The sequence below is a fragment of the Cupriavidus sp. 01L45 genome, from assembly GCF_056399885.1.
In genome coordinates this window covers 75,376-98,756 of sequence record NZ_JBFTSG010000009.1, presented here as the reverse complement: position 1 = coordinate 98,756, position 23,381 = coordinate 75,376, and the positions used below count along the sequence as shown (strand labels likewise).

The 23,381-nt window shown below is 63.3% G+C and carries 30 protein-coding genes; all 30 read right to left on the bottom strand.

Going from position 1 to position 23,381, the window contains the following annotated elements; translation table 11 throughout:
• Positions 1 to 3: 3 nt before the first annotated feature.
• The 30 genes from AC1DT6_RS08485 to AC1DT6_RS08340 all read right to left on the bottom strand — a co-directional run bounded on the left by AC1DT6_RS08485 (position 4) and on the right by AC1DT6_RS08340 (position 23,365).
• Complete coding sequence (locus AC1DT6_RS08485) at positions 4 to 3,198, bottom strand: phage tail protein (RefSeq protein WP_477114624.1); 3,195 nt, start codon at positions 3,196 to 3,198, stop codon at positions 4 to 6.
• A gap of 9 nt (positions 3,199 to 3,207) precedes the next feature.
• Positions 3,208 to 3,609 carry a DUF6950 family protein gene (locus AC1DT6_RS08480; RefSeq protein WP_441636940.1) on the bottom strand — a complete coding sequence of 134 codons (402 nt, stop codon included), beginning with the start codon at positions 3,607 to 3,609 and terminating at the stop codon, positions 3,208 to 3,210.
• Complete coding sequence (locus AC1DT6_RS08475; protein WP_477114623.1) at positions 3,609 to 4,160, bottom strand: hypothetical protein; 552 nt, start codon at positions 4,158 to 4,160, stop codon at positions 3,609 to 3,611. Before AC1DT6_RS08475 ends, AC1DT6_RS08480 begins: the two co-directional genes overlap by 1 nt.
• On the bottom strand, positions 4,161 to 4,658 hold the full coding sequence (locus AC1DT6_RS08470) for a hypothetical protein (RefSeq protein WP_441629925.1): 498 nt from the start codon (positions 4,656 to 4,658) through the stop codon (positions 4,161 to 4,163). It abuts the gene before it with no gap.
• Positions 4,659 to 4,816: 158 nt separating this feature from the next.
• Positions 4,817 to 7,657, bottom strand: coding sequence for a phage tail tape measure protein (locus tag AC1DT6_RS08465; RefSeq protein WP_477114622.1), 2,841 nt, complete (start codon positions 7,655 to 7,657; stop codon positions 4,817 to 4,819).
• A gap of 63 nt (positions 7,658 to 7,720) precedes the next feature.
• On the bottom strand, positions 7,721 to 7,996 hold the full coding sequence (locus AC1DT6_RS08460) for a phage tail assembly protein T (protein WP_477114634.1): 276 nt from the start codon (positions 7,994 to 7,996) through the stop codon (positions 7,721 to 7,723).
• A complete protein-coding gene (locus AC1DT6_RS08455; RefSeq protein ID WP_441629932.1) occupies positions 7,993 to 8,418 on the bottom strand; it encodes a hypothetical protein in 426 nt (141 codons plus the stop codon). The genes AC1DT6_RS08460 and AC1DT6_RS08455 overlap by 4 nt, the downstream gene beginning before the upstream one ends.
• The gene (locus AC1DT6_RS08450; protein ID WP_441629921.1) at positions 8,415 to 9,053 is read right to left on the bottom strand and encodes a phage tail tube protein; all 639 of its coding nucleotides are present in this window, start codon (positions 9,051 to 9,053) and stop codon (positions 8,415 to 8,417) included. Before AC1DT6_RS08450 ends, AC1DT6_RS08455 begins: the two co-directional genes overlap by 4 nt.
• Before the next feature lie 12 nt (positions 9,054 to 9,065).
• Positions 9,066 to 9,413, bottom strand: a complete 348-nt coding sequence (locus AC1DT6_RS08445; protein WP_477114621.1) for a DUF3168 domain-containing protein — start codon at positions 9,411 to 9,413, stop codon at positions 9,066 to 9,068.
• Positions 9,410 to 9,916 (bottom strand): HK97 gp10 family phage protein, encoded by a 507-nt coding sequence (locus tag AC1DT6_RS08440; RefSeq protein WP_477114620.1) that lies wholly within the window; start codon positions 9,914 to 9,916, stop codon positions 9,410 to 9,412. The genes AC1DT6_RS08445 and AC1DT6_RS08440 overlap by 4 nt, the downstream gene beginning before the upstream one ends.
• Positions 9,909 to 10,235, bottom strand: a complete 327-nt coding sequence (locus AC1DT6_RS08435; protein ID WP_477114619.1) for a phage head closure protein — start codon at positions 10,233 to 10,235, stop codon at positions 9,909 to 9,911. The genes AC1DT6_RS08440 and AC1DT6_RS08435 overlap by 8 nt, the downstream gene beginning before the upstream one ends.
• Before the next feature lie 2 nt (positions 10,236 to 10,237).
• Positions 10,238 to 10,792, bottom strand: a complete 555-nt coding sequence (locus tag AC1DT6_RS08430) for a head-tail connector protein (protein ID WP_477114618.1) — start codon at positions 10,790 to 10,792, stop codon at positions 10,238 to 10,240.
• 3 nt (positions 10,793 to 10,795) lie between these two features.
• The gene (locus tag AC1DT6_RS08425; protein WP_477114617.1) at positions 10,796 to 11,116 is read right to left on the bottom strand and encodes a hypothetical protein; all 321 of its coding nucleotides are present in this window, start codon (positions 11,114 to 11,116) and stop codon (positions 10,796 to 10,798) included.
• A 124-nt stretch (positions 11,117 to 11,240) separates the two neighbouring features.
• Positions 11,241 to 12,632 (bottom strand): phage major capsid protein, encoded by a 1,392-nt coding sequence (locus AC1DT6_RS08420; protein WP_477114616.1) that lies wholly within the window; start codon positions 12,630 to 12,632, stop codon positions 11,241 to 11,243.
• Between the two features lie 15 nt (positions 12,633 to 12,647).
• Positions 12,648 to 13,343: an HK97 family phage prohead protease gene (locus tag AC1DT6_RS08415; RefSeq protein WP_477114615.1), complete on the bottom strand. Its 696-nt coding sequence runs from the start codon at positions 13,341 to 13,343 to the stop codon at positions 12,648 to 12,650.
• Positions 13,321 to 14,538: a phage portal protein gene (locus tag AC1DT6_RS08410; protein ID WP_441629908.1), complete on the bottom strand. Its 1,218-nt coding sequence runs from the start codon at positions 14,536 to 14,538 to the stop codon at positions 13,321 to 13,323. Before AC1DT6_RS08410 ends, AC1DT6_RS08415 begins: the two co-directional genes overlap by 23 nt.
• A complete protein-coding gene (locus tag AC1DT6_RS08405; RefSeq protein ID WP_477114614.1) occupies positions 14,538 to 14,771 on the bottom strand; it encodes a hypothetical protein in 234 nt (77 codons plus the stop codon). The genes AC1DT6_RS08410 and AC1DT6_RS08405 overlap by 1 nt, the downstream gene beginning before the upstream one ends.
• Positions 14,768 to 16,423, bottom strand: a complete 1,656-nt coding sequence (locus AC1DT6_RS08400) for a terminase large subunit (RefSeq protein WP_477114613.1) — start codon at positions 16,421 to 16,423, stop codon at positions 14,768 to 14,770. The genes AC1DT6_RS08405 and AC1DT6_RS08400 overlap by 4 nt, the downstream gene beginning before the upstream one ends.
• 2 nt (positions 16,424 to 16,425) lie before the next feature.
• On the bottom strand, positions 16,426 to 16,896 hold the full coding sequence (locus AC1DT6_RS08395; protein ID WP_441629901.1) for a terminase small subunit: 471 nt from the start codon (positions 16,894 to 16,896) through the stop codon (positions 16,426 to 16,428).
• 176 nt (positions 16,897 to 17,072) lie between these two features.
• Positions 17,073 to 17,318, bottom strand: coding sequence for a hypothetical protein (locus AC1DT6_RS08390; protein WP_441629899.1), 246 nt, complete (start codon positions 17,316 to 17,318; stop codon positions 17,073 to 17,075).
• Position 17,319: 1 nt separating this feature from the next.
• Positions 17,320 to 17,586 (bottom strand): HNH endonuclease signature motif containing protein, encoded by a 267-nt coding sequence (locus AC1DT6_RS08385; RefSeq protein WP_441629897.1) that lies wholly within the window; start codon positions 17,584 to 17,586, stop codon positions 17,320 to 17,322.
• Positions 17,587 to 17,654: 68 nt separating this feature from the next.
• A complete protein-coding gene (locus AC1DT6_RS08380; RefSeq protein ID WP_477114612.1) occupies positions 17,655 to 18,092 on the bottom strand; it encodes a hypothetical protein in 438 nt (145 codons plus the stop codon).
• Between the two features lie 166 nt (positions 18,093 to 18,258).
• Positions 18,259 to 18,729 carry a hypothetical protein gene (locus AC1DT6_RS08375; protein WP_441629893.1) on the bottom strand — a complete coding sequence of 157 codons (471 nt, stop codon included), beginning with the start codon at positions 18,727 to 18,729 and terminating at the stop codon, positions 18,259 to 18,261.
• A 114-nt stretch (positions 18,730 to 18,843) separates the two neighbouring features.
• Positions 18,844 to 19,884: a hypothetical protein gene (locus tag AC1DT6_RS08370; protein WP_441629891.1), complete on the bottom strand. Its 1,041-nt coding sequence runs from the start codon at positions 19,882 to 19,884 to the stop codon at positions 18,844 to 18,846.
• Between the two features lie 134 nt (positions 19,885 to 20,018).
• Positions 20,019 to 20,444, bottom strand: coding sequence for a hypothetical protein (locus tag AC1DT6_RS08365; RefSeq protein ID WP_477114611.1), 426 nt, complete (start codon positions 20,442 to 20,444; stop codon positions 20,019 to 20,021).
• Complete coding sequence (locus AC1DT6_RS08360; RefSeq protein WP_477114610.1) at positions 20,431 to 21,039, bottom strand: hypothetical protein; 609 nt, start codon at positions 21,037 to 21,039, stop codon at positions 20,431 to 20,433. The genes AC1DT6_RS08365 and AC1DT6_RS08360 overlap by 14 nt, the downstream gene beginning before the upstream one ends.
• Positions 21,036 to 21,503 (bottom strand): nuclease domain-containing protein, encoded by a 468-nt coding sequence (locus AC1DT6_RS08355; protein WP_477114609.1) that lies wholly within the window; start codon positions 21,501 to 21,503, stop codon positions 21,036 to 21,038. Before AC1DT6_RS08355 ends, AC1DT6_RS08360 begins: the two co-directional genes overlap by 4 nt.
• Positions 21,500 to 21,943 (bottom strand): recombination protein NinB, encoded by a 444-nt coding sequence (locus AC1DT6_RS08350; RefSeq protein ID WP_477114608.1) that lies wholly within the window; start codon positions 21,941 to 21,943, stop codon positions 21,500 to 21,502. Before AC1DT6_RS08350 ends, AC1DT6_RS08355 begins: the two co-directional genes overlap by 4 nt.
• Positions 21,936 to 22,247 carry a hypothetical protein gene (locus AC1DT6_RS08345; RefSeq protein ID WP_477114607.1) on the bottom strand — a complete coding sequence of 104 codons (312 nt, stop codon included), beginning with the start codon at positions 22,245 to 22,247 and terminating at the stop codon, positions 21,936 to 21,938. The genes AC1DT6_RS08350 and AC1DT6_RS08345 overlap by 8 nt, the downstream gene beginning before the upstream one ends.
• Positions 22,248 to 22,534: 287 nt before the next feature.
• Positions 22,535 to 23,365 (bottom strand): toprim domain-containing protein, encoded by an 831-nt coding sequence (locus AC1DT6_RS08340; protein ID WP_477114606.1) that lies wholly within the window; start codon positions 23,363 to 23,365, stop codon positions 22,535 to 22,537.
• Positions 23,366 to 23,381: the final 16 nt, after the last annotated feature.

The window sequence follows — 23,381 nt, the reverse complement described above, 5'->3', positions numbered from 1 at the left end:
GAGTTAGTAGGCTTTGGCATCCCAGTCGAACCGCCTGGAGACTGGCGTGCCCGCGCTGGTGAAGAAGTTGACGGTGAAGCCCGCTTCGGACTTGCTGGTGATGTTGAAGTAGTCACCCTGCACACCGTTCTGTGCCGTTATGCCAATGGACGGCACGATCCGGAACGGCTTGCTGAACACGATCGCCTGCGGCCCTGCCGCTGAAATGACGTCATGGCCATGTTCGATGCGATCTGGCATATCGACCCCAACCGTCAGGCTTGTGACAGCCACGTTGTGCGTCGACGACTGGCTTTCCAGAATCACCTTCCACTGGAACGCCCGGGCCTCGTAGTCGCCCATCGAGAAACGCTGCCACTCGGACCAGATCGGCGACGCGCCCGGGTCATCCGACGTGGTCCGCACATACAGCGACACTGCGGTATCGTTGATGCGATTCCCGTCTACTGACCCCCACGTGTCGATCAGATTCAGCCGCGAGTCGATCTGGTCATCTGTATCGAAGGACACCGAATCGATGGTGGCCGTGAGCCTGGATTTCTCGACGACGCCGAGATCCAGCGATCCCGCGAACGTATAGGTGCCGCTGTTCGCGATACCCCCCAGCGAGTCGATCAGCCCCCACCCACCATTTCCGACTACGTCATCGATCAGGCCGAGCCCATCAATCGCGGGTTGCGTGTCCCACAGCCCGCCGGCATCGATCAGCCCCTGATCGTCAATGAGCCCGAGCCCGACCAACTTGATGCCGTTTGCCGCCGGGTCGAATACCACCCCGCTCTTCGCCCCAGAGAACGCCGGGTGCTCCATGATCGTGGCCACCACGTTCAGGTCAAGCAGAGAGGGCGCGGTGGTAATCACAGCGGCAGCCGTCGGCGACTCATGCCCGGTTGAGTCGATCCACTTGGCGAGATATACCCCCTCCAGCAAAGGCAACTGCGCAGAGTTCGCTGCGCCGGAGATGTAGCCGCCAATATCGATCGCGCTGCCCCAGCTCGCCTGCACCAGGTCCGTCGTGTGCCGGATCCGCGCCTGCCCACCGTTGCGCACGTCCAGGTTGGGCGCCACGTCCCATGTCAGATTGGCGAAGCCGTTCAGCACAGTCAGCGACAGGCCTGTGAGATCCGCCGGTGGCGCCAGCTTTCCGACCACCGTATGCACTGGCGAGTACGCCCAATCCTTGCTGCGCACGCCGATCGCCGAGACCAGCCGTCCGCGCACCTGGTATGGCATGCCGTCCTCGACCGGCGAAAGGTAAGTACTGGTGGTATCCGCCGTCAGCGGGGCCAGCATCATCCAGTCGGCTTGGTCTGCGCGCTTGTACTGCAACTCGATGCGGCCGGACTGCGCCAGCGACGCTTCCTGCACAGCCGGCCACGACACCAGGATGCGCGACGTCACCACACCGCTCTGGCTGACGATCAACTGTTCCTCGCCCGAATCCATGCGGATCTGACCGAGGTTCTCCACGAGAAACGGGTTCGGCAGGTTGGTATCCGGCGCTGGGTCGACCGTCGTGGCGTTACCCATGTTCCAGTCATAGACTGCCGCAGCTTCCTCGTTCAGCACCAGGTCGATGCCGCCGTCGGCGCTCATCTTCCAGGACATCACCCGGAAGACCTTGTTGGCCCAGCCGAACTTCGCGAGCGTCAGCTTGACTGTGCTGTAGGCCGTGAGCTGGAAGGCTGTCAACTTGGCCGGGAACTCGACCACGATCCCCTGACGAGATCGCTCCAGGATGATCTTCGCCAGCCGCTGGGCCGCGACGCTGTCGGTGGTGTATGGCAGCTCGATGTCGCGATCGATCACCTCGCCGTCTTGCGCCGAATACAACGAATTGCCCACAGCCGGGAAGTCGCCCGGCTGCCAGTATTTCGACGGGTCCACGAAGGTTCCCTTGACCCGATTGAAGAGGTCCTTGCGCGAGATGCGCGGCTGCACCTTGATCGAGCCGCGCAGGTCCGATTCCGTCAGCGTGACCGTCGGGATGTCGTATGCGCCAGCGAACACACGGAACACCCCGCCGGAAATCACCACCGCGCCAGCGCCCGCCGTCGTCATCTCGGTCAGGTTGTCGCGCGGAGACTTGTCGCTCATCACAATGCCATCGCAGCGGTACCGTAACTGGTACCCGCCGGCGACCGCCACGCTCTCGTTGCTGACACCAACTGCGTTGATCACCGATGCCACATCGATGTCTGCATCCGTGCAGCCAAAGCCACGCTCATCCCGCAAGTAGTCGTAGACGCACAACGCCCAGTTATTCGACCAGGACACCGTGCCATCCCGCGGGTCCAGCACGCGCTTGCCGCGCACCACGGCCTTGATGTTCGGCAAACCATTGGGGAACATGTCGGCGTCATACTCCAGCCGCACATAGACGTAGCAGACCCCGAGAAGGCGATGGTGATAGGTCCAACCGGGCACCTCGTTCACCAGGTCGCTATCGGCATCCTGATCGGTCGCACCGAGATGCTTCTTGATCCGGACATAGGCCCTCGATCGCAACGCCTCGAATGTGATCGAGATACCCGTTGCACCGTCCGGTAGACCGCGCACGGTCACGACATCGCTGCCCTGGCTCCACGACACGTCATTGACCGTGTACTGGTTCTCATACTCCCCATTCGAGACCCCAACCACGACCGACGATATGCTGCGTACCGCCTCCCCGACTGACACCGTCATCGATGTCGCATGAGGATCAACGGGGAAGCTCTTGGTTCTGGATTCCCCCCAAGACTTACTGAACTTGCCGCCTGTTGCGTAGCCGAACCCGTCCAGACCGCCAACAGCGTCCTCGCCGAGATACACCTCCTCGATGGCATCGCACTCGTGGTCGGCCAGCGCGATCACCAGGTGCATGAACTGGTTGGCCTTGTCGCTTCCGTTGGTGCTGGCCGCGAACACGAGCGGGCCAGACGTCATCGCCCGCCCGTAGATCATGTTGCGCGGCTGGACGTTGGAGCGGACGATCTGCGTGCGGCCTTGGGCTTCGGCGGCGAACCCGTTCTGGGTGCGCGGCTTGAAGACAGCGCCCATCAAGGAACCGATGGCGAACGAGACTGCCAAGGAAACGACTGCGTACGCGACACCGTATGCGATCGTGGCCGCAACGACAGCTGCGGTGCCGGCTGCTACGCCGCCTGCGGCTGCGAAGGCTGCTGAAGCTAATGCCGCTGCTGGTATTGCTGGCATATCGCTCTCCTATACCTTCCATGCGGCTTTCGCCGCCGTCATGGGGTGAAACTCGATCCCTTCCTGCCCCTGCGCAGCGATAAGGCCACCCAAGCACAGCGCCAATGCCTCGCCGTGCGGGGTGTCGACTAGCACCACATCGCCCCGTCCAGCCAGCGCTACCGGCACCGGCGAGCCCAGTACAAGCGACGCGATTCCAGAGACACCTCCGTTGTCGCGCAGCACACGCCGTGCACCCTTCTCGCTCGAATAGAGACCGCGCCAGCGCGCCCCCGGGTCGGCGCCCGTCATGGCTTCGATAGCGTCGCAGACAAACAGCGAGCAATCTGAATCTCCCCATGAAAAAACCCGCTCGTGGCGGGCTTCGATGAACTCGGCAAGGCGAGTCGGCCAATCTTCCAAACGCTGCATCAGCGCCCCCACTGTAAATTTCGCTCGACCATCTGCGGCACGAACTCGAAACCCCGGTCGCCCTGGTATCGGCTCTGCTGGTCCTCGTTGTTGTAGCGACGCACCTTTGCGCGATCCCAGGTAACCATGCGGGATTCTGCGGATACAGTGATCGTCGCCGTGTCACCGACCTCCGTTGCCATGGTGTCCATACGCCCGGAGAAGAGGCGGATTGGCTGAACCGCGAGTTGCAGATCCTCGCGCAGTGGCGCAAACCAAATCTGGCATGGGCGCCCCTGGTACTGCTCTGCAAGAGAGATGGCAACCAGATCGGACGGCACGCCAGAGAGGGTCAGGCGTACTCCTGTCGCTTCCAGGCTCGCCTGCTCCTGAATCGGCTCGATGTTGCCCAGCGTCCCAATCCCAAGCCACGTCGCCCCGTTCCAATCAATGCTGTACCCGGCGCTGCATACGCGCAGTTGTTGGGAAAAGTCGAGCTGCACAAAAAATAGGTAAGGGACATGCCCGGCAGTAACCGCCGCTACAGTGCCCCCGTCAAGATTGCGCGCCATCTAGAACATCTCCACAGCACTGATGACAACCACCTCCGAAATCCGGCCGGGCATCACCGACACCGAGTACTCGTCGCTTGACAGCATCATGGTCGTCTTTGGCTTGTCAAGCGTGATAGCAGACCCATCCGCCGGAGCATTGCGGAAGGCTGGAGCCACCGGCACCGAGGCAAGACCAGCAGCGTCGCTGGTAACGTCGGTTGTCACCATCTTCAACTCCCCACCTGCGGACAGAAATTCCCCCGCGCGCAGCACTAGTGTGTTTGCCGGCCAGAACTTCGTCGGCAGGAGCTTGAAGTTCGACAAGGCGCCATTCACCACCGGCAGGCCGTCGACCTGATACGACTGAGCCAAAAAGTCCAAAACCAGTGATGCATCCCTCGGCATAGCCAGGATGGCTGCTGCAGGGCGCTGATGCGGCCACAATGTGAAGCGCCCGGCCATACCTCCCAGAGCGGCTAGAAACCCTTCCAGGCGTCCACGGTTCACTTCGTTCATTGGTGGGAATTCCAGCGTGACCCTCCACCTGGCGCCAGGGCGCTCCACAGTCTGCACTGCGCGATTCAATGGCGACGTAAAGGTCTCCGTGTTGGACTGGAGTCCCCATGTCGCCTTGGCAGGCACAACATCAATGGGCCAGTCGAGTATTGCCATTACTACCTCCCCACCAGCTTAGTCATATCGCCACCGCGCATCAGGTTGGCCTTGATCTCCCCAATCGCCGCATTCTTCGCCGCCGCCATGGCCTGCATGATCGAAGCTTGGTCCGAGCGGCTGTCGATATGGATCGTCTGCGGGATACTGACCTCGAATGAACCAGCGCTCGCCGGCCTCAAGGCATTGTTCGGCACTACAGTTCCGGATCCACTTGGCACAAACAACTCTGGCCCGCGCTCACCGACGATGTATGGAGTCCCGGAGTAAGCGGCGCCGCCATTGGCGTGCATCGTGATACCTACCGGGTTGCTCATGTCGACAGGGATACCCGCCATATCTGTGCTGCCTTGGATTCCTCCGAATGAAGACTGCATAGCCCCACCCCCTACGGCCCCCCTCAAGGCACTCATCCCCATTTGGAACAACCCGGAAAGCTGCGCGCGCACCTGAATGCGGATCAGGTCCGCAATAATTGACTTAGCCATATCCCCGAAGCGAATCTGGCCTGTCATCGCGAAATTGGTGATCCCATCCTCCATACCCTTGAAGGCGCCGGAGAACATACCCGCCGTCTGGTCCGCCACGTTGGCCGCACTATCGCGATAGTTCTGCAGGGCACGATTCGCGCCGTTGGTCCAGTCGCCCTGCATGGTCAACCTCTCGGCCTGCCACGCGCGCTCCTGCTCCATCTGGGTGTTCATCAGGCCGTTGATGCGCTCGATCTCGGCCTTGTATGCGTCCGAGTCGAGCGCGTTGGCGCCGCCAGCCTTCTTCACGCTCTCCGTGAATTCGTCCTGCATGCGCCGGAACTGGTCCTGTACCTGGTTGAGTTGGTCAACCAGTTGCCGCGCGTTGTCGCCCATACCGACCACGCTGAATTGGCGCTGAGTCTGCAACTCGCGCGTGGCGCTGTAGTTCTTAATCTTCAGCTCGGTGGACGATACGGCGCCACGGATCTTCTCCTGGTACTTTTCGACGTCGGCCGCCTCCTCGGCGAAGGTGTTGCTGATCTGCTGCTGCAACTCCTTCACTTGGTTTGCATAACGTTGACGCTCCGCAAGCGATTTCCGCCCGCCGGCGGCATCCGCCTCCTTCTCAGCCAGCTTCAGCTGGTCCTCCAGCCCCGCACGCTTCGCCTCGTAGCTGCGATGGATGTATTCCTCCTGTGAGAAGAAATCCATCGCGCGAAGCTTCTCCAGCGTCGACTGCTCCTGCTTCTGCATCAGCTCGCGCTCTTTGGCAAGCCCGCGCAGCATCTCCAGATCCCCGCCCAGCGCATTCTGTGCGCCGCCTCCAACGCCCTTCTCTTGATGCTTCTTCCGAGTCGCAGCCTCGCGCGCGGCGATCGCGGCCGCGCTAACGCGCTCATCGTTTGGGTTGGCCTTGCGGATGTCCGCTTCCAGGCGCTTGTTTTCCTCCAGCGCCTTGTTCAGTGCCTTCCGCTTGTCGGTCTGCTCGTCGATCTTGTCGAGCTTGCCGGAGGCCTCGATGGCGGCGGTCTGCTCGCGCTGGAACCGCGCACCGGCTTCGGCGAGCCGGTTCTGCTCGATTTGCATGCGCTGCAGCGACTCCGCCTCGCCACGCATCCGCGCCATGGCGGCATCCAGCCGGTCCGTATTCAGACCCTTGGCTTTGCGGGAATCGATCTGCTGCTGAACGAACGCCATGCTCTTGTTCAGCTCATCGGCCTGGCCGCCAGCAGTGGATTCACGGCCGAACGCCTTCATGGCATCCCAGGCCTCGCTGATCGAGTTCTTAACGCCACGCCACGCGCGCTCCAGATAGCCCAGGCTCTCCACGCCCTTCGTCTGAAGGTGGGCATGCAGGAGTTTTGCGTTCTCCAGCACTGCTTCCTGCGTCCTGCCGGCGTCCTCGAGCGCCTTGATGTTCTCGTACTGCGCAAGAGTCATGTAGTGCATGCTCTTGTTGTGCTCTTCGGCCCACTTGGCAACGCCGTCTGGCATCCTGGCGTAGTCCGCGGCAATGTCGTCGAGGGACTTCCCGGACAGCGCCGCCATCTTCAGCATGTCCTCGCCAAGAACCGACAGCGCCTCGCCACTCAGCCGGCCGGACCCCGCCAACGCCTGCAGCGCCTCACGTGCGGGGCCAATGCCGCGCCCGGTGGCATCCGCAATGGCGCGCGCGGTGTTATCGAACAGGTTCGCGGTCAGGCCGGCATAGTTGCCGGTGAGCACCAGGCTCTTGTTCAGCTCGGATGCCTCTTCCGATCCCTTATAGAAGGCCAGGGCCATGACGCCTGCGGCAGCGGCCGCAATCGTGAACGGATTGACTAAGCCAAGGACGTAGGTGCCCATGGCTTTTGCGGCCGGGCCGATGCCACCGAACATGTCTTTCAGCTGCCCACCCTGCTGCGTGAGAATCAGGAGCGGATTCTGGCCGCCAGCCAGCTGGGTAACGATGTCGGTCATTTGGGCCGGCACCTGGCGCATCGCCGCGGCCGTCTGGCGCGATGACACGCCGACACCATTCAAAGCAGACTCAGCTTGCTTCATGCGGTCGATCCACGGGGCCGCCGCCTGGGCCACGTTGAGCTGTTCTGCGCGCCACGCCGCGATCTCGGACTTAGAGCGGCCAATGGTGGCCGCCTGACGCTCGAGCGAAGCCAGGAAGCGTGCCGCGGCGGCTTCGTTGGCGGCCGACGTTCGTGTCGCGGCGTCGCCCATCGACGTCAGGTCCTTCTCCGCCTTACCTGCCGCCGTCGCTGCTTGGGTGCCGAACTGCTGGACCGCCTGCGCGGCTTTTCCCATATCGGCGCGGAATTTCTCGGAATCTGCCTCCACCACCAGGGAGATCCGGTCCGCGTTCAGTACTTCGCTCATTTCTTCCGCCCATAAAATGAGCAACCCGAAGGCTGCCTTGTACTACGGCGCGATGACTGCGCCTCACTCTGCATCCACCATCCCGGGGAACATGGTGCGCAGGATCAGAGCCGACTGCTCCTCGGTATCCTCGAGCAAGACCGGTTCGGCGATGGTGCCGTGGTGCTCGTTCCACGGGATGAAGTCCAGCGGGCCGAACGGCTCAGGATGTGCCTTGGCGTCCCGATTCACATTCCCGATCATTGACACGATCGCACCGGCGCGTAGGTCGTCGTAATGCCCGCCGCGGCGGTCCAACTCGTAGATCGCCACATACTCGGCGAACTCGTAGCTGGTCAGCTCTTGCTGGAGTCGCCGGACGGGGATTCCGAGATCGAGGGAGAGGCGGAGCCAGTGTCGCCGCTCAGGGCGGCGTCGGAGTTTTTTGCGATGTCTTCCTGCGCCTGGTGGCCGATGCCATTCAGGCGCATGGCAGCGGCGGTCAAACGGTCCAGCACCGTGCGGGACTTGGCCTGCAGCCGCTCCACGTCGGCCGGCTCGAAGATCCGGTCGCCGGCGGCGTCCACCGCCGTGGCCACCAGCAAGCGCGCCTGGAAATCGCTGAACCCAGCATCCGACTTGCCCCCGCCGCTGACAAATACGTCCCGCGCAAGGCCCGACATGACACAAACGCGCACCGAACCGCCCCACTCCGGCACCGGCACGTCTTCGGAAACGATGTCTGACGCGCCGAAGATCGCGTCTTTGGTGAGCAGGCTCATGCGAAGGTCACGCCTCCAGTGATGCGCAGCTGGATGCCGCTGGATTTCAGGACCGCGTCGACGCCGCCGGACAGCGGGCTATTCTTGGGATAGGCACTGAAAGTCGCGGTGCGCCCGTTGGGCAGCGTCAACTTGAACGACTTGACGCTGCTCGCCTGCTTGGCGGCATCGAGCGCGACCTGGCCGGCGTCGGTGAAGTCCTTGTTCACGTCGAAGCTGAACGTGCCGAAGTCCTGCAGGCCGAGCAGAAATTCCTTTGCCGTGCTGTCCATGTCGGTGACGTCCAACTCGCCGGCCTGGCCGTCGAAGCCGCTGAAGCTGATCAGATTCTTGATCTTGACCCACGTCAGCGGCGTAGCGTTACCGGCTGCGGTGACAGTCTTGCCGGTGGTATCGATGTCGACGGCGATGGTGTTGGTTGTCTTGTTCTTGACGACGGCCGTCTGGCCGTTCAGTAGTGCGGCGTCAGCACCAGTCAGGCCGGCCAGCGTCACGACATCGCCGTTGGACATGCCATGTGCGGCCATGGTCAGGATGGTCGGGAAGCCGAGTGCGATGGCCGTGATGGTCTTGGCTGCGCCCGCCGTGCTGGAGATCTCCAGCTTCGAGCCCTGGGCGCTGATTGCGGTAGACATATGGTGCTCCTGTTATGGCTTGTACCAGATGGAAAAATCGAGCATGGAACCGCGCAGGTCCAGGCTGGACTCGTAGTCGCTGACCGGTGCGCCGATCGGCACGCCGAGCAGAGGGGCCGCCGCGAGCGCATCGACAACCTGGTTCATCAGGCTGTCAGCCTCGTTGCGGGTCTTCGCCCAGACGTTGATCTGGACCCGGGCGTTCTTCAGGTCGGCGGGACCGTCCACTGTGGTGGCGTCGCGCCCGCCCGCCTGCTGATAAGTGATGTAAGGGAGCGGCGTGCCATGGTCGGCAGCATCGGGAAAGACGCGGGATGCCACCAGCGGCGACAGCGCGTTGTCGATGTCGGCATTGATCATTTCTTACCCGAGAGAATTTCGTTCAGGCGCAGCTTCAGCCGCTCCTTCATTGCGCGCACCGCTTCCGCCCGTTTAGCTTCGAAGGACGGTCGTATGAACGGCTTTGCCGGCACCCACTTCTTTCCTGCATGGGCCGCGCGGTGCGTCTTCCACGACGTCGCATCGCCCTTCGGCGGGACATGCCAATGCCCGTACTCAACCCAGGCCGCATAGAAGGCCGTATCGTCCGGGCCATCGTCCTTGTCGGATTTTCGCTTTCGCCCGCGGCGAACACCCACCCGATAGGCCTGCTTGTCGCGGCCAGAGTGCTCGTCCAGGTGCTTCGTGTAGATCGAGCGCTTCAGGCGCCCGGACTTGCGAGGCGCCCGCGCGATCACCTCATCCTTCAACAGGTCCGCGCCCGCATATGCCGATGACCGCAATGCATGCTCGGCCACGTCGTCGGGCAACGTCTTCAGCCGCTCCTGCGCTGCCCGGATGCCACGGATCTGGACCTTAGCCACGGCTAGCCCCCAGTTCGCACACCAGGTCAACGTAATCGCGGCGAACCTCGTCCGGCAGCACGGCGCGAATCTCGTAGACATCCGCGCCGTGCTGCACACGCATGGTGGCGTCAACGTCCGCGCGCCGGCGGATGCGTATGCTGGCCTGAACGATCGAGGCCTCGGCTTCCGCACGGATGGTTTCGAGACCACCCTTGTGCCGTATCGATGCCCAGACCTTTGCCAGCAGCACCCAGGTTTTTACCTCCTGCCCGCCAGGCTCGCGCTGCTTCTGCGCACGCAAGATCTGCACGCGCCGATTGAGCTTTCCCGCTTCCATAACTACCCCCAGATCTTGTACGGGTCCAACAGGCGATCCGCGAAGTCTTGCGGCACCTGTGGCCGCTCCGCAGATGCCTCGCGATYGGCATACAGGTCGCCCACCGCCAACAGGATCCACTGCCGAATCGGCTCCGGCACGTCAGCGGCCGCGGCGTAGCCCGCCGTGTAGATCACGGTCACCGCCGCCGGCTGCCGGGCCGTGCACGGCCATGGGCCGACGCGCACCACACGGCCTGGCTCGCTCGTCGGATCGACGCAATAGGCCGTGGGCGACAGCACTTGGGGCGCGCCCGCGCAATCCGCATACCCGATGCTGGTGACGGCGACCAAGGGGGCCATGGGCAGTTCGTAGAGTGCGCCAAAGTCGTCACAGGTGAGCGTCCAGCCCGAAAGCAGCAGTGTGCGCTGTAGACGCTTTTCCGCCGCCATGCGCGCTGTCAGAATCAGGGACTCGATCCGAACGTCTTCGTCATCGTGATCCACGCGCAGGTGCAGCTTGGCCTCTTCCAGCGAGACCGGCTCTCCCGCTGGCTGTGTGGTGCGTCGCAGGCCCATGGCTTACTTGTTTTCCGGCGCGGCCTTTCTGGCCTTGTTCTCGGCGGCCTTCGCGGCCTTCTGCTCTTCGGTCTTCGCGGCCTCGTTGGCCGCGGCCTCGGCAGCGGCGCGGGCTTCCGCATCCGCCTTGGCCTGCGCCTCAGCTGCAGCGGCGGCTTCCGCATCCTGCCGGGCCTGCTCTTCCGCTGCGGCGCGCGCGATCGCCTCTCGCCGCGCACGCTCCTCTGCCTCGGCGCGCGCCTTGGCGTTGCCGTCTTCGGTCCAGCCCTCGGCGAGCGAAACGCGAATCAGGTCCTCGTCCTCGGTTTTGATTACCTGACCCACCTCGAACGCCTCAACAATGCACCCGCGATGAGCCCAGGAAAACGCAATCAGTACGATTAGTAGCATGTCATCTCCAATGCAAGACGGCGGCCCAGAGAGCCGCCGTCTGTAGGGTTACGCCGGATCAGGAAGCCGCGATTTTCAGTAGCTTGATCGCCTGGGTGTTGCGCAGCTTGCCGCCCACGCGCTTGCGCACGTAGAACTTCACGAAGCCGGGCGTGGTGATCTCGTCACGGGTGATGCGCATGCCCACGCGATCGACGATCAGGTAACCCTCCTTGAAGTCGCCGAAGGCGCAAGGGAAGGCATTCGCGGCAACGGCCGGCATGTCTTCGGCCTCGGTCACACCGTAGCCCATGAAGAGCGACGGTTGCCCGGCGGCAACAGACGGCTGCCACAGGTACTGGCCGGTCGAGTCCTTGTACTTGCGCATGGCGGCCAGTACCAGCTTGCTGGTCAGCCAGTTCGCGTTGGCGCGGTACCGCGCGCGCAGCGAATACACCAGGTCGTAGAACAGGTCGGCGCTGGTCGGCATGGCTGCCGCCTGACCCGATGCCACGTATTGCAGCGTGCCGAATGCGCGCGAAGCGTCCGCGGTCGCCAGCGGCGCCGGGCCAGCCAGGATGCCGGTCGGCTTCTTCACGCCGTTGCCGTTGATGAAGGCCGCGCCCTCCCCGCCGCCGATGGCTTCGCTGGCAGAGTCGACCAGCCAGCCCTCGACATCGAAGAACAGGTCGTCGAGGGATTCCTCGGAGGCCTGCGGCTTGGCCGACGCCATACCGAAGGTCGGCGCAACCTCGTAGAGGTCGGGCGTGTTGGTCTGGTTCCGGGCGTCGCCTTCGCCCAGCCATTCGAACGCGGCGCCGCCGATGTCGATCAGCTCCTTGTAGTCCGGGCTGCCCACCGTGCGAACAGTGGCGAGCTGGCGGATCGGCGAAATGTCGATCGTCAGGCGCGTGATCTGGCGCTCGATGATCTCGGGCAGCGCGAAGCCGCCGGCGGATCCCGTCGAGGTGATGACCTGGGCCGCGCGGCGCTCGCGCGGGCCGGCATTCGACTTGGCGACGATCGAACCGGCCGCGTCTTTCAGTTTTGCCTCGCGATCGAAGTCGTTCGACTTGCGAATCCAGTCCCCCAGTGCCTGGCGGTACTCGGCCACTTCGGCTGTCTCATCTTGATCCTGGCGCCCTCCGCCACTCATGGCACCGGGGCGCGCGAGCTTCAGTTCGATCTTCTCGAGGCGGCTCTTCTGCTCGGACAGGCCGCTCATATGCTCGTCCATCTTGGCGAGCTTGGCGTCCAGGGCTTCAGTCGACTGCCCCTTCTTGATGGCCTCGATGCGCTGATCGTTTGTCTTCTTGTATTCCTCGAAGGAAGTGGCGATCGCGCTGATCGTCTCCGCCACCGACGCGATAGTCGGATCCTCGCGGAGTTCGAGGGCGCCCACCAGGCCGATGGCGGTCATGGCGAGCAGCTTGGCGCGGAAGGCGCCGAAATCGCGGTGCATTTGGTTCATCTTTTTTACCTATGGTCAGGAGTTCAGGGAGGACAGCAGCCGTTTGGCCGCCTTCAGTGCCTGCGCGGTCGAATCCACGGAATCACTCCGCTCTTCTCCCATCCGCATGACGCGCGACACGAATGCCGTTGCGTCGGCCTTGCTGAATCCGGCATCACGCAGGATTCGCTCAGCATCTTTGGGGGCCGCCAGATCGGCGGCGGCGGCCTTGACATCAGTTACCCGCGCCTTCTCGTTGGCGGGGAAGGTGACCAGGGAAACTTCCCACAGGTCGATTTCTGTCAGCGTGCGGACGTCGGTTTCCCGGTCGTACGCCCACTGCTTGGAGATGAAGCCGATGGACAGCCCGTTCAGGGCGCGCAGCTTCAGCAGGGCATGCGCCTCTTTGCCGCGGGTGGTGTCGAGGGCCAGCTGGCCCTTGATGCGCAATCCCGTCGCATCCTCGACCATCTCGGTCCAGACGCCGATTGGCTCGTTGGCGTCGTGCTGCCACAACATGGCCGGCATGGTGCTGGCGGACTTGTGAGCCTTGAGTGACGCTGCAAATGCGCCAGCCGCGACGACATCGTCATAGTTGTCGCGCACGCCAAAGACCGAACCGTAGCCCTCGATCGTGCCGTCGTCGCTGACAGCCTTGATCTCGAAGGCATAGGAACGGACCTGGCGCCCACCGGCCGCGCTGCGGCGTTCAAGCGTTGCCCGTGTCTTCATTGGTTTTTCCTTGCTGGGTGCCGCTGTTCATGTTCATCGGCGTGAGCGGCTTATCGAGGCCCGGCAGCGGCTCCTTGCCGTCTTCGTCGCGAATCTCGTTGCGCGTGTAAATGCCCATCTCGGCCATGGTCCGCGCCCACACGGCACGGTCCTTCATCGATCCAGCCATCAGGTAGCGCGTATCGAACTCCGCATACAGCGGGCCCGAGCCATCGAGCAGCATCTCGTCCATGCGCTGCGTCCAGGCTCGGTGCCAGGGCGCCAGCGTGTGTTTGACGTGCGCAGCGAAGAACGCCTCGGAGCTGGCGAAGGTCGCGGTCTTGTCCGCGTGGCCAACGATGATCGGAAAAACGCCATAGCCGCGGCAGATCTCTTCCACTTGCAGCCGGCGCGTCTCGACGTGCTGCGCGTCCACGCCAGAGATGGCCGTGCTGTACCACTTGGCGTCGCGATCGAGGATCATCGGATTGCCAACGTTCTCCGGACCGCCCTGCTTCTTGATCCAAGCGGTCAGCCGCGCGTGCTGATCCGGGTCCAACGTGCCTTCCACCGTGTACGTGCCGCTGGGGCGCAGACCGTTTGCGTGCATCGCCGCCTGGCTCTTCTCGGTGGCGATGGCAAGGCCAATCGCCGAGCGCGCCAGCATCACGGCGTTCATGCTCTTGACCCAGTCCCACTGCAGGCCGTTGAGGACGAAGACGTCATCAGGCCCGAACTCGCCGATCATCCCGAACTCGTCCCAGCAGCGGTACATAACCTCGTACCGCGACACCCGGCGGACGTCCCACTGGCCCGGTTGGATCGGGATCAGCTCCTGCACGCGGCGATTGTTCCCGCGCACCTTGATCGACAGTGCCGCGCCAGTAAGCGCGGCGTGGATGGTCATTTGCCGGCGCCACTCGAACGAGGTCTGCCACTCATTGGGCCTGCGCGCCAGCAGCCGGTATTCCGGGATGTTGGTGGCCTTCTTCCGGCCGCCGTCCTCGGTCTCGCGGTAGACGTGCAGATTCGGCGTGGCGCAGCCGTCCGCGATCGCCTTGACGCATCCGAGGACGGTCGCCACCTGCAGCGCTGTCTTCTCGTTCACCGACACGCCAGCGACCTTACCGCCGCTCACGCCATCAATGAAGTCAGCGACCTGGTCGTAGGTCAGTTCCGTTGCTCGCCGCTCGAGACCCCTGGAAAGGATCCCCATTACCGCGCTCCTCGAGCCAGCAGCACGCCACCGGCAATCGCCAGCGTGCCGCCAACGATATGCCCGGCCGGCGCGTAAATCATCCCGGCCCCGTACGCGACCGACCATGCACCGAACGCCATCAGCGAGTCGGGAAGCCACGAAGCGATCAGCGCGGCAGCGGCCTTCAGGGCGGGCGCGCGCGTAGCAACCCGAGCTGCTGCGGCTTTCAGAAATTCAGTGAGTCGGTTCATTCGGGTTCATCCCAGAAGGAGCGCCCCCTGGGCCCAGGGTTCAGGCTCATCAGGTGGACCGCATTGAGCAAGGCCATGAGCGGGTCGATCTTGGCCGTTCCGCTGGCCTGCTTGGTAATCAGGATGCTGTTGGCGCGTTGCTCCACCCTGGCGTTGCCGATGCACCAAGCCATCATTGGCCGGTCACCGTGCTCGAAGGTGCCCTCTGCCAGCTTGCGTTCCACCGTCTTGATGGTGCCGCCCAGCTTCCAGCCCTGCGAAACACCGAGGATCATGTCCTCGGGAATGCCAGCAGTGACCAGGTCGTCGTCAAAATTGACCCCGCTCGGATCCACGCCGATCTTGTCCAGCAGGCCGGAGGCATAGACCTGCACCACGATTGCGGTCAGTTGCTCCACGTCGTCGCCGATGTTCTCGACGATGACCAGGTCGCCGTCTTTTGCGAAGTCGAGGAACCGCGGCGCTTCGGACTTCCGGCGCTCCAGCACCGACGGATGGGCCCACGCCCGGCCCCAGTGCAACCAGCGGCCAGTGCCGCGTTCGCGCCCCACCGCGGCCGAGCCAAGCCAGTCGTCCAGCCCGCCGCCGTCGATACCGATGTCGACCACCTCGCTCCGGCCCAGAAGCTCCTCCAGCGTCAGACACCGATTTCCCCGCGCCAACCAGAAGTCGGCGCCGGCCCAGCGATCAGACCGGAGATTTAGGCCGATCTCGACGTTCAGGTGCTTCGCCAGGAATTGCTGGAACGCGCCGTCCGTCTTGGTCCGATTCTTCCGGAGCTGGTCCTCTAGCCATTCAGCGCTTACCGAGCGCCCGATGTTCGGGTTCGTGATGTAGAAGTTCGCCGGATCCAGGTAAGCCTTGGATTCGATCATGGCTGGCGGGAATTCGTAGATCACCCCGAGGGACTTGCGGTCCTCGATCTTCCCGTCGCGAACGTCTCGGTAATAACTCAGCTTCTCCTTGAAAACCCCGGCCGGCGGCTCATCGCTCTGCGTGGTGAGGTAGATCACCCATCCCTCATCCCGCGACACCTGGCCGCCGGTGGCTTCCATGAACATGCCTTCGGCGTTGGCCCGGCTACCGAATAGCCAGTGCTCGTCCACGAGGATGCGGCCCGACTTCTTACCGGATACGGTGTCGGTGTCGGCGGCCACCACCTTCAGCGAGGCGCGCGTTACCCGGTGCGTGATCGTCCGAATGTGGTCCTGGATATGGAACAGAGCCGCCAGCTCCTCGTCCGCCCGAATCATCCCGGCCGCCGGCTTGAAGCTGTTGTCTGCCACTTCCTTCGTCGGCGCCAGGATCAGATGCTCCTCTTCCTCGCGCCAGCACAGGATCACCGCGGTCAGCATGATGCCTGCAGCAATCGTCGACTTCGTGTTCTTCTTGCTGATCAGCAGGAAGTACTCGCGGATGAGCTGCTTGCCGGTCTCTGCGTCATAGGCCCCGAAGATGGCGGCCACGAAGTCGAACACCCACTGCTCACTGCACTCGCCGAACGTCGGCTTGCCCGGCAGGTCGACAACGCGCAACTCCTTGAAGATGGCGACGGCCTGTTCTGCCTGGTCTGGGAAGATCGGCGGCGGGATGATCGACCGTCCTTCCACCAGCCGACTTTCCCAGTCGATGCAGGATGTCGTCCATGCCATGGTCATACCTTCCTACCACCAGCCGCCGCCAATCTCGGAGGCGCAGCCGGCGAAAACCGGCTCGCCACTTTCTTTGCCGCCTCGTTCTGCTGATCCTTCTTGCCGCCCTCGCCCAACTTCTGGTGCACGAACGGCATCAGCGCCTTGGCGGCGTCGATGCGCTGGCGCGGATCGAGCTCCAGGTCATTCATTGCCGCCATGAGAAATGTCTTGGGGTCGCTATGCGCAAGGGCGGCGCCCAGGTCAAACGAAGGCGGCGGCTTCGGTGCCGGCGATGCAGCGGCAAGCGGCCCTTTCCGCCCATCTTTCCGGCGATCCTTCAGGTACTCGACCACCTTGGGGTCTTTAACAAGGCGAGACCCTGCCGCCGATGCCGTCTTTGCGCTGTACCCCGCTGCGATTGCCGCGTCCCTGTTGGATTTGCCGGCAATAACGGCGTCGGCAAACAACCGCTTCTTGCCTGTTAAAGCCATTAACAAACCTCCGAAATGGGGAAAAATTCTGCGCGTGAGGGAACATGTGGTTTCCGGCCGGTCGACCCCCGAAGATTCACCCCCCCCCCCCCCGGTGCCAGCGGGCCGCCACGCCACGATCTCGCTGCGCGCGGGGCACTGATGACCCCGACCGGGTGGACGCAGCCACGGCCCTCCTATCGCTTCTGCCCACCACGCAGCCGGCTGAGCACGCGACGCACCAGCCCGGCGCGCCTGTCCTTGGCCCGACTTGCCCTCTCGTGGTCCAACGCCTCGTCCATCTCGGCGATTGCCATGGCCCACACGGCGAAGAAGCAGGCACGCGTGGTGTCGTTGGCCAGGCTCACGTCTGGGTCACCCCAGATGCTCACAGCTACCTCGAATGTCACGAGGTTGGCAGCGGTGCTGTTTGCCTTCGGCATGTCACGCTCCTCGCTTCGGTCGGTGCCCCAAGTCCTGCGCTGTCTTCTTGCGGTGGCAGCCGTCATCCCCACTGCACAGCACCTGGCAGTTCTCGTCCGCGTCCGGCCCACCCTGATGCAACGGCACCCGGTGGTCCAGCTCGAAGCCCGAGGGATAGCTGGTCAGCCGGCCGCACACCGCACAGGTCGGGCTCTTCGTCCAGATGCGCAGCCGGCGCGCCTGTAGCGCACGGCCTGCCATCCGGGCTTCACTGAGGGTCGGCGCCATCGTGGTAGCCCTGGCCTTAGCCATGGGCACCCGCGCACCCAGCATTGGGATGCGCCTCTTTCCCGCGTTCATAGCGATTGCGGCGACAGGACGGTGATGTCCGCGCCGCCGTCAATGACCACCACACTCACCGGAACCGGCAGGCATGATGCAACGTATTGGTGCACCCGCTGCTTCTGCTCGATGCTGAGGTGGTCCTTCACCTTCAGCACCACCGTGTCACCAGGGGCGAGATCCATCTTCGTGACGTTAGGGACCGCTACGCCAGCAGACTGGCCCGCAGCCTCGCAAGCGCCATCGGCCTTGGAGACAAGACGGTACTCGGCCAAGAGCGGCTGCGGGTCAAACCCGGCGGCAGTGCTTTCATCCGGGTGGTACTCGCACTTGACCGTCACCACTTCGTTGACGGCACAGCGCAGTTCGAACGACCTGGTGCGGGCGGGCAAACCCAACGCCTTCATCAAGGCGAGCGCAAACGGGCCCGGCACTGTCATCACGTTGGCCATGGAGATCCCTGAAAAAGAAGAGCCCACGCATGGCGGGCGAATCGGCCGGAAGGCCGAGGAGACGTGGAAGGCCGCGCTTCGGATACGCCGATAAGCCTGCCGCAACAAAAAACCCCGCCGAGGCGGGGTCGATACAGCTTCCCTGGCGGAGCAGCCAGAAGCCGTGCTACAGCAGAACCTGCTTGAATTCGCCGCTAACGACCTCGCCCAGGGATGGGCGCCAGGTACGGAGCTTATGGCCGATGACCCGCGCAATGTGAGCGGCGAGGTGCTCTTTTTGGCTCGGTACGATATATTCGGCTCCGCCCGCCTCGCCGGAGTAATTGCCGCGCTCGGCCGTGACCGTGCATCTAACGACGACATCCAACAAGCCAGACCCAGTCTGCATACGAACAAGCAGTCCAAACTTGAGTCTTCCTTCACCGGAAAATCCGTCCAGTCCGACTGGCTGCTCAACAGGCTCGTAGCGGCCGCTATCCATGCCATTAGCTAACCAGACGCATTCGGGGTCGCACTCAAGTGCCTGGATAACTCCATCGTGAAGCTCCAATGCACGTCTGCGCAACTGCTCAGCAGTTGTCTCCGCGGCATTCACCGAGGTTGCCAATCCCTGGCATACCGTTTCATAGATGTTCAAAACGACCTCCCCTCAAATGTAGGAGATCCATTCTAACTTTATGCGTAAGGCAAGCTGAAAATAAAAGGCCCGCGCATGGCGGGGCCTCCCCTACCTCAATAACACGCCGGAAAATCACGCCACGATGCCAGCACCTACCATCAAGTCAACAAATTCCTTCGTGTCCTTAAAATAGTTCTTGAAGGCCGTAGAGACTTCCCAGGTGGTCGATGCGCGAACGTAGACCACGTCATCGTCGGGATGATCTGCCTCGATCTCATCGCGACGATTCAGCGCCTGCATCGTCGACCGGAATGACTCGGCGACGAGACGGTCATGAGCGAAATGCAACACAACATTCTTCCCACCTGGGATCGCCACCTTCTCCATATCCACTACGGCAAGTCGGTGCAGCAGGCGTGTATTGTCCTCAATCGCAAGGAGCTCTTCGCGCAGTTCGTTGTCGGTTAGATCTGGGCAAGGACCGCGCATATTTTCATACTGGCGAGCCAGAATCTCGCTGGCCAGGACAAAGAACCGCTCCCGCTCCACGTCGACGCCTTGGTCGAACTTAACTCTAGCGTTTTCAATGAAGTCACTGATCTCTACTGCAGTTGCCCAAGCGTGTTGCACCTTAGTTCGATACTGAACCTCAACGCGCAACCCGTTGTAGATCCTCCCCTTTTCCGACTCCACTTGGTATGAGAAGACATCATGACGACCTCGATAGCCGGTCGCTTTCGGTGCATCCAAATAATCGTACCGTCCTTCGCTGACGTACTTGTGCTGAGAACGCGAGCCATGCACCACTCGCCGGAAATCGTTGAGTGCGTCGACTGAATCAAAGATCAGACGACACCCCGCTAAGTCATGCATGGTGGACAGATCTCGCGCGCGGCCCGTGCGAAGCTTGTCGATGATCGTGTTCTTTCGCTTCAAACGCTGAGCGAGCGTAACAGGACGCGTACCGATGTGYCGGCGCAGATTGTTCTGAAACGTGTTTAGAACATAGGCGTGACTGTTCCGCCAGTTCAGCATGACGTACCAGTCGTCGACCGTGGCAGTATTTGCGGCGATGCTTTTTCCCGCGTTTCGTACTCTATTAGGTGAGAACTCGGGTGGGTAAAAGCCGGCCATCGCAAAATGCGCGGTTTGCGCTGATATGTAGAGAGACACTGATTCTATCAGCCTGCCATCGTTCGCTCATACAAAAACAAAAGCCCGCGCGGCTTGCACCGAGCGGGCCCTCTTCGGAAGTCGCTTAACGGACTTTCGGACGGAATCAATATTGCACTAATTTCTTCGCTGTGTCAAACCCGTTGCGATGATTCCCGTTGCTGAGCCAACAGCACGCGGAAACGGATCTCCTCCACGTCTGCCTCGAAGTTCGGATCCCACTGCTCGCCGGCCGTGCGCTCGTACCAGGTCAAGAACTCAGCTGTGCGTACCTGCCCCATGATCTCGGGGTAGCGCTTCTCGTTAGCGGCAACGCGATGCCGCATGACGTTGCGCGCCGCCTCCTCGGCTTCCAGGCGATCGCGCTCGGCCCGCTTGCTGGCGTACTGTGCAACGCGCCTACGCTTCAGCGGCGCCCGCTTGGCGACACCCTTCTCCACCATCCGGTTCACCAGAAACGCAGCATCCGGCTCGTTGGCAGTGTCGGCCGGGCCCGCCTCCTGCTGGGTCGGATCCACGCGCCACAGCAGCCCACCTGCAGCAATCTTAGGCTTTCGCATCAATCAGCCCCTCCTCCGCGAAGACAGCCTGCATACGCTGATCGGCGCGGACGCCCAACTCCCTGATGCGCCGGCGCGCCGTGCGCACGTAGGCGGCGGACGACTTCGGCTTCAGACCCAGGCGCTCGGCGATGTCGGCGCGCTCGCCGGCTTCCATGTTGCGCGTGGGGAAGCAGCGCAGCACGAAGTAGTCGAACGCGAGCCGCTGACCGCCGTTCGTGCCCGCCGCAGCGGGGAACACGTACTCGCTGAGGTAGGTGATGGCCTTGGCCTTCGCCAGCGGGTTATGCGTGTGCCGCGCGATCAGCACAGCGGCTTCGGCAGGATGAAGCCGGTGAATGATGCTTGAACGGATCATCTGGCACTGCCCGCGGATCTCCAGCGGCTGCAGCCCCTTGAAGTTGACGGTGCCAGTGCGGCCCGTCATCTCCTCCAGGCGCTTCCGCAGGCCGAGCATCTGCAGCACCTTGCGGATCGCCTGCCAGGTCATGCACTCGGGCGAGCTCTCGTATTCTTCCATCAGGAAGGCAAACTGGATGGCCTGGCCGGCATCCATGAACATGGCCTGCTCGGCCTCGAAGTGGTGTTCCGTCACTGCCCTTCTCCTTCTTCTGTGTTTTGCGGCTCGCCGCCGGCCAGCTTCGTCGTGCGTACCGGCAGCCAGCGGCGATACGCGTCATCCCAGTACGCCCGCCGCTGGCCCTTCGTCAGCGACGAACCGCTATCGACTTCGGCGTGGCACCAGGCACAGGCGGGAACCGTGAAATTTTCGTCAGCCTTGATGCCCATGCCCTTGCCATGTGCCTGCTGGTTCGAGTGAGCCGGCACCACCGTCGCCGGATCGTGGTGCGGCGCGCCGGGCAACAGCAGGTAGCAGGGTTCGCCCTTGCAGGCCAGCGCGAGCCGTCGCTGGGCCAGCGGCCGACGGGCGGGCGTCTTGCGTTTGAATGTGCTCGGCACCAGCCCGGCGGTCTGCTTCAGCCAGGCGCTCGAGCGCAATGGCGAGCGGCGCTGCAGCGGTGCGCCGCGCTTCATCGGTGTTTTGCGGCCGAACGTCACTTCCGCCCCCTCGCCGCCGGCGCCAGTTCCTCGTAGCCCCGCGCGGCCACCTCGCACAGCTGGATGCCATTGCTGGCGCACCACGCCACCGTGTATTCGATCAGGCTGGCTTTGCGCGGCACCGTCATTTCGCTCGTGCTCTCCCGGATGTTGACGAACTCGCCTTCCAGGCCCGGCACCATGTCCGCATGCCCCTCGGTGGCGATCGTGTGACCGGAAACAAACAGCGTCTTCCACTGCAACGGGGTCAGCTTGCGCCCCATGAATCGCGCCTGGCGGGCAACGTCCGAGCACATGGCGTGGAACTTGGCGTTCTGCTCGGCCGATCGCTTCGGCGGGCTGACCGTGACGACGAAGCCGGCTGGCGCCGAATCAATCGCGCGCCGAGCGCCCGCACGCGCTGCGTCGTGAACAAGCCTGAACTGTTGCGGCTCAGCCATGGGCCACCTCGACCGTCACGGTCGGCAGCGCCGGGCCAGGCCGCCCTGTGCGCAGGCAGAAATGCTCAAGGGTTTCAAACCCGCCAGGAATCATTACCTCGTATCCAGCCCGGTGCGCCGCAGCCAGCACGGTCCAGTAGCGCAGCATTGGCGCGCCGTGGCGCCGCACGTGGTCTTTGAGCTCTGCGATCTCGTCCGCATCCCAGCGGTACCGATCCGCCAGATATGCGAAGTCGGCCGCGAACTGCCGTGGCACCTTGAATTGCCCATCTGATGGCGCTGGCCGCGCCGTCGTCGCATTCATTCCCTTCCTCCCGGCCGCCGGAGCCTCGCGTACCCTCTAGATACTCAGCAGGACAACACCACTACCTACTGCCTGCTCTTGAGGTGGACAGACCTAGCCCTTCCCGGGTAGGCCTTCACATGTCGCTGCTCCATCGGCGTAACATGACCCGCCAGCCGTTCGACAATCGGGCGCTAGCTTCGCCACCCTTACCCCTGCTTCCTTGTCTGTTCCCACAGTAGGGGGTCTTCCCTCGCCGCTGCCGTTAAGCCAACTCCGACCAGCGAGGTGCTGTACTGCCTGTCTCGCTATGCCGGCGCGGCCTCCCGGCGCACGGCCATCAGAAGCTTGCAGACGGACATCAGGCCAGCGCGCGCGTGCAGGTCATTGGCGTCCTCGCCGACTCGGTCGCTCATGCAGTACGGCACCGCGATCGCCTTTGCGGCCAGCTCGCCGGCGCCAGACGCGTCGTTGTCAGCGAACGTGACCTTGCGTCCCTTCACCGAAGGCGCGACGTGAACCATGTTCGAATCGGAAAAGCACACCAGCACGGTGGCATTGAGGCGCATCTGCCGTGCCGCGGCGTCGATCGACAGGCCGGTGGCGTACCCCTCGCAGAGAATCGTCTCTAGCGCGCGCGGCGGGCCCAGCCGCAGCACTGCGCCCTTAGCCACGGTGCCCGGCAGCATCTTCTTTTCCCAGACCCGCTCCTCGGCCAGCCATCGGATGATCTGTGCGCCCTGTAGCGCGTTCGTCGCAAGGTTGCGCATCGGCACGATCAGCGATTCATCCGGCAGTACCAGCCCCGTGCACGCGTGCAGTCCCTTCAGATCCAGGTAGCCATGCCGGCCCGGCGTCGCGCTGGCGACCATCTCAGCGGCACGCCGGGCGGCTTCCTGCTGGCGGCGCACCAGACGGGCGCGTTCGGCTTCACGCTTCTCCGCCCAGGCGCGTTTCTCGGCATCGGTCCAGGGCTTGGCATCGGGATCGTTGAACCAGCGCACGACGCCATCGCCGTCCCATGCCTGCACCCAGCCGCGGTRGCCGTCCCAGAAATAGGCGCCGTTCTTCTTGCGCGGATGCAGGGCCGTCGCGCAACGCCGGATCCGGTCGCTGGCGTGCAGGTCGCCAACCAGCACGCCATGTGCATCTGCG

Bases quoted from the DNA above. Each gene is read 5' to 3' on its own strand.
- AC1DT6_RS08485 (WP_477114624.1), bottom strand. From the start codon at position 3,198: ATGCCAGCAATACCAGCAGCGGCATTAGCTTCAGCAGCCTTCGCAGCC.
- AC1DT6_RS08480 (WP_441636940.1), bottom strand. From the start codon at position 3,609: ATGCAGCGTTTGGAAGATTGGCCGACTCGCCTTGCCGAGTTCATCGAA.
- AC1DT6_RS08475 (WP_477114623.1), bottom strand. From the start codon at position 4,160: ATGGCGCGCAATCTTGACGGGGGCACTGTAGCGGCGGTTACTGCCGGG.
- AC1DT6_RS08470 (WP_441629925.1), bottom strand. From the start codon at position 4,658: ATGAACGAAGTGAACCGTGGACGCCTGGAAGGGTTTCTAGCCGCTCTG.
- AC1DT6_RS08465 (WP_477114622.1), bottom strand. From the start codon at position 7,657: ATGAGCGAAGTACTGAACGCGGACCGGATCTCCCTGGTGGTGGAGGCA.
- AC1DT6_RS08455 (WP_441629932.1), bottom strand. From the start codon at position 8,418: ATGAGCCTGCTCACCAAAGACGCGATCTTCGGCGCGTCAGACATCGTT.
- AC1DT6_RS08450 (WP_441629921.1), bottom strand. From the start codon at position 9,053: ATGTCTACCGCAATCAGCGCCCAGGGCTCGAAGCTGGAGATCTCCAGC.
- AC1DT6_RS08445 (WP_477114621.1), bottom strand. From the start codon at position 9,413: ATGATCAATGCCGACATCGACAACGCGCTGTCGCCGCTGGTGGCATCC.
- AC1DT6_RS08435 (WP_477114619.1), bottom strand. From the start codon at position 10,235: ATGGAAGCGGGAAAGCTCAATCGGCGCGTGCAGATCTTGCGTGCGCAG.
- AC1DT6_RS08420 (WP_477114616.1), bottom strand. From the start codon at position 12,632: ATGAACCAAATGCACCGCGATTTCGGCGCCTTCCGCGCCAAGCTGCTC.
- AC1DT6_RS08415 (WP_477114615.1), bottom strand. From the start codon at position 13,343: ATGAAGACACGGGCAACGCTTGAACGCCGCAGCGCGGCCGGTGGGCGC.
- AC1DT6_RS08410 (WP_441629908.1), bottom strand. From the start codon at position 14,538: ATGGGGATCCTTTCCAGGGGTCTCGAGCGGCGAGCAACGGAACTGACC.
- AC1DT6_RS08405 (WP_477114614.1), bottom strand. From the start codon at position 14,771: ATGAACCGACTCACTGAATTTCTGAAAGCCGCAGCAGCTCGGGTTGCT.
- AC1DT6_RS08400 (WP_477114613.1), bottom strand. From the start codon at position 16,423: ATGGCATGGACGACATCCTGCATCGACTGGGAAAGTCGGCTGGTGGAA.
- AC1DT6_RS08395 (WP_441629901.1), bottom strand. From the start codon at position 16,896: ATGGCTTTAACAGGCAAGAAGCGGTTGTTTGCCGACGCCGTTATTGCC.
- AC1DT6_RS08390 (WP_441629899.1), bottom strand. From the start codon at position 17,318: ATGCCGAAGGCAAACAGCACCGCTGCCAACCTCGTGACATTCGAGGTA.
- AC1DT6_RS08385 (WP_441629897.1), bottom strand. From the start codon at position 17,586: ATGGCGCCGACCCTCAGTGAAGCCCGGATGGCAGGCCGTGCGCTACAG.
- AC1DT6_RS08380 (WP_477114612.1), bottom strand. From the start codon at position 18,092: ATGGCCAACGTGATGACAGTGCCGGGCCCGTTTGCGCTCGCCTTGATG.
- AC1DT6_RS08365 (WP_477114611.1), bottom strand. From the start codon at position 20,444: ATGCGAAAGCCTAAGATTGCTGCAGGTGGGCTGCTGTGGCGCGTGGAT.
- AC1DT6_RS08350 (WP_477114608.1), bottom strand. From the start codon at position 21,943: ATGGCTGAGCCGCAACAGTTCAGGCTTGTTCACGACGCAGCGCGTGCG.
- AC1DT6_RS08345 (WP_477114607.1), bottom strand. From the start codon at position 22,247: ATGAATGCGACGACGGCGCGGCCAGCGCCATCAGATGGGCAATTCAAG.